Origin of the sequence: Variovorax sp. E3 (assembly GCF_016082275.1) — a bacterium.
In the GTDB taxonomy this organism is placed as follows: Bacteria; Pseudomonadota; Gammaproteobacteria; order Burkholderiales; family Burkholderiaceae_C; genus Variovorax.
Window position 1 is genome coordinate 1 of record NZ_MOWM01000290.1, and the last position, 3,886, is coordinate 3,886.

General features: G+C 69.8%; 3 protein-coding genes. 1 reads left to right on the top strand and 2 read right to left on the bottom strand.

The window, feature by feature from the left end; all coding sequences use genetic code 11:
• Positions 1–161 precede the first annotated feature (161 nt).
• Positions 162–1,364 (bottom strand): beta-ketoacyl-[acyl-carrier-protein] synthase family protein, encoded by a 1,203-nt coding sequence (locus BMG07_RS40075; RefSeq protein WP_198089126.1) that lies wholly within the window; start codon positions 1,362–1,364, stop codon positions 162–164.
• 120 nt (positions 1,365–1,484) lie between these two features.
• Positions 1,485–2,870: an AmpG family muropeptide MFS transporter gene (locus tag BMG07_RS40080; protein ID WP_198089127.1), complete on the bottom strand. Its 1,386-nt coding sequence runs from the start codon at positions 2,868–2,870 to the stop codon at positions 1,485–1,487.
• Between the two features lie 60 nt (positions 2,871–2,930).
• On the opposite strand from BMG07_RS40080, the gene BMG07_RS40085 reads away from it, so the two are divergent.
• Positions 2,931–3,806: a M48 family metallopeptidase gene (locus BMG07_RS40085; RefSeq protein WP_198089128.1), complete on the top strand. Its 876-nt coding sequence runs from the start codon at positions 2,931–2,933 to the stop codon at positions 3,804–3,806.
• The last annotated feature ends 80 nt before the right edge of the window (positions 3,807–3,886 follow it).

A 3,886-nucleotide genomic window follows, 5' to 3' on the forward strand; every position in this document is an offset into this window, starting at 1 on the left:
CCTGCGGCGACGGGCGCTTGGCCGGCGGGTCGGTCAGCGTGCCTTCGCCGCGGAAGGCGGCGCGCGCGGCGTCCCAGCCCGGCAGCGTGGGCGTCCAGAAGGCCGGGCCTCGATGTAGAGGGTGGGGGGCTTGGGGGCCTGGTTCATGTTGCTCATGTCGCTCAGGCCGCCTTGCCGAAAACCAGCGAGCAGTTGTTGCCGCCGAAGCCGAAGGAGTTGCTCAGCGCGTAGCGCACTTCGCCGCGCGCGGGCTCCAGCCGGATCTGCGGGCCGAAGCCTTCGTCCAGCGTGTGCGTGTTGACGGTGCCCGGCATCAGGCCGCGCTCGATCGCCAGCAGGCTGATGACGGCCTCGACGATGCCCGCCGCGCCCAGCGTGTGGCCCATGAAGCCCTTGGTCGAGCTGGCGTGCGTGCGTGCCGGGAAGCGGCGCGCCACCAGCGCGCCCTCGACCTCGTCGTTCTTCTGGCTCGCGGTGCCGTGCATGTTGATGTAGTCGATGGCGTCGGGCGCCAGGCCCGCGCGCGCCAACGCCTCGTCGAGCGCGCGCTCTGCGCCCAGGCCCTCGGGGTGCGGCGTCGACATGTGGTGCGCGTCGCTCGCCTCGCCGTAGCCCAGCAGGTGCAGCGGCGACGCATCGGCGCCGGCCTGCACGCGCTCGACCAGCGCAAAGCCCGCGGCCTCGCCCAGGCTGATGCCCTTGCGGCCGGCGTCGAAGGGCCGGCACGGTTCGCTGGACACCAGCTCGAGCGAATTGAAGCCGAACAGCACGCTGCCGCACAGCGTGTCGGCGCCGCCGACCACGGCCGCGTCGGCCAGGCCCAGGCGGATCATCCGCTCGGCCGAGGCGAACACCTTGGCGCTCGAGGAGCAGGCCGTCGAGATCGTTTCGCTCGGCCCGCTGATGCCCAGCACCTGCTGCGTGAACATGGCCAGCGAATGCGGCGTATGCACGGCGGCCCGGCGCTGGTTGGCGGGGAACATGCCGTCGGCGTCGAGCTGCGTGTAGGCCAGTTCGGTCTCGCCGATGCTCGCGGTCGAGGTGCCCAGGATCAGCGCGATGCGCGACGCGCCGTACTTTTCGCGCGCGGCCGTCACCGCCTCGATGAAGCCGTCGGCGTGCAGGCCCAGCCAGGCGAGCCGGTTGTTGCGGCAGTCCCAGGGCATGAGCGACTCGGGCAGGCGCACGTCTTCGACGCCGTCGACACGGCCGATCCACGTGGGCAGCGGGGCGTCGCCGAAGTCGTTGGCGCGCAGGCCGCTGCGCGACTGCGCCAGCGCGTCAGCGAGCGCTTCCTTGCCGATGCCGACGGCCGAGGTCGCGGTGAAGGCACTGATTTGAAGAGGGGAAATTCGGGACGGCACGATTTCTTTTGGGGGGCTGGCTGACAACGGGGACGAATGTGGAACGGCGAATGTAAACGGGCACAGCCTAACAGTTGAAGGCGCCGCGCAGCGTCGGCGGATTCCTATAGGGCCCGCGCCTTATTGACGGTCGGTGGGGCTTGTGATGGTCGTGAGCCGCGAGGCCAGCGCCACCAGAACCAGCACCGGCACGCCCAGCAGCGCGGTGGCCACGAAGAAATTCGTGTAGCCGTAGGCGTCGACGAAGACGCCCGAATAGCCCGCGATGAACTTCGGCAGCAGCAGCATCAGCGAGCTGAACAGCGCGTACTGCGTGGCCGAATAGCTGATGTTGGTGAGGCTCGACAGGTAGGCGATGAAGGCCGCCGAGGCGATGCCGCCGGCCAGGTTGTCGGCCGAGACCACGGCGATCAGCGCCGTCAGGTCGTGCCCGCGCGTGGCCAGCCAGGCGAACAGCAGGTTGCTGGCCGCGCTGAGCACCGCGCCCAGCATCAGCACGCGCATCACGCCCAGCCGCATCGACAGCACGCCGCCCACGAAGGCGCCGGCCAGCGTCATGATCACGCCGTAGATCTTGCTGACCGTGGCCACCTCGTCCTTGGTGAAGCCCATGTCCACGTAGAAGGGGTTGGCCATGATGCCCATCACCACGTCGCTGATGCGGTAGATGGCAATGAGGGAAAGGATCAGCACGGCCTGCCATTTGTAGCGGCGGATGAAGTCCGCGAAGGGCTCGATCAGCACGCTCTGCAGCCACGCGGCCGCATTGCGGGGCTTGGGCAGCACGCGCCGCACCGGCTCCGGCGACAGCAGCACCGTCAGCACGCCGACCGCCATCGAGGCGGCCATCACGAGGTAGGCCGTCTTCCACGCGCCGTTCTGGTAGGCGGCCGCGCCCGTGGCCGCCACGGCGGGCGCCACCTCGGCCCAGGCCGCGACCCACAGCACGCCCGCGCCGGCCCAGATCATCGCGAGCCGGTAGCCCGTTTGATAGGCGGCCGCCAGCGCGGCCTGCTTGCGCGTTTCGGCCGATTCGATGCGGAAGGCGTCGAGCGCGATGTCTTGCGTGGCCGAGCCGAAGGCCACCAGCAGCGCGCACCAGATCAGCGGCGTGAGGCCCAGGCGCGGATCATTCATCGCCATGCCGATCAGCCCCGCGATCACCATGCCCTGCGCCAGCAGCAGCCAGCCCCGGCGGCGCCCCAGCAGCGTGGTCAGCGGCGGCAGCGGCAGCCGGTCGACCAGCGGCGCCCAGACCCATTTGAAGCCGTAGGCCAGCCCGACCCAACTCAGGTAGCCGATGGTGGTGCGGTCGATGCCGGCCTCGCGCAGCCTGAAGCTCAGCGTGCCCAGCACCAGCAGCAGCGGCAACCCGGCCGAGAAACCCAGCGCCAGCATGCGCAGCGTGGCGGGTTCCAGGTAGACCTTGAGCGCGTCGCGCCAGGGCGGGGAGGGGGCGGTGGGGGTTTCGACAGGCGAAGCGGACATGTGCCCCGGATTGTCCATGAGCGCGGGAAGCCCCCGGACTGCCCTTTTGTCTGCATTTGTTCCTATGATCCGGCCCCTATGTGCATACGTTGCGAGCGCTCTTCTTCTTCCGGCACGCTGGCCGTTCCTTCGGCGGCATCGCCGTGGAACCCGCGGCGCGCCTTCCTGCTGGCGGCCGCCGGCGCGGCGCTGGGCGCTTCGACCTCGGCATTGGCGCAGGTCAACGTCGGCAATGCCTCGGTGGCGCGCAACCTCGTGCCGGCCGACAAGATCGAGGCGGCCGGCGTGCAGCAGTACGGCCAGTTGCTCGAGCAGGCCCGCGCCAAGGGCGCGCTCGCCGGCGACAACAACCCGCAGCTGCAGCGCCTGCGCGCCATCGCGGGCCGCCTCATTCCGTTCGCCACGCCGTGGAACTCGCGGGCGCGCAACTGGAAGTGGGAGGTCAACCTGATCGGCAGCAAGCAGATCAACGCCTTCTGCATGCCCGGCGGCAAGATCGCCTTTTTCACCGGCATCCTCGACCAGCTGAAGCTCACCGACGACGAGGTCGCGATGGTGATGGGCCACGAGATGGCGCACGCGCTGCGCGAGCACGCGCGCGCCCGCATGGCCAAGAGCGCGGGCACCGGGGCGGCGCTGTCCTTCGGCGCGCAACTGCTGGGGCTGGGGCAGGTGGGCGACCTCGCGGCGCGCGCCGGAACGCAGCTCATCACGCTCAAGTTCAGCCGCGGCGACGAGACCGAGGCCGACCTCGTGGGGCTCGAACTCGCGGCGCGTGCGGGCTATGACCCGAAGGCGTCGGTGTCGCTGTGGCAGAAGATGGCCGCGGCGTCGAAGAACCAGGGCAGCCTGAACTTCCTGTCGACGCACCCGAGCGGGCCGGACCGCATCGCCAAGCTGGAGGCGAATCTGCCGAAGGTCGAGAAGCTGTACCGGGACGCGAAGAAGAGCTGACCTTCTTGCTCCTTCCCCCTTTGGGGGAAGGCTGGGATGGGGGCAAGCGGCCTCCACAAAAGCGGCAACCCTCGCGAAAA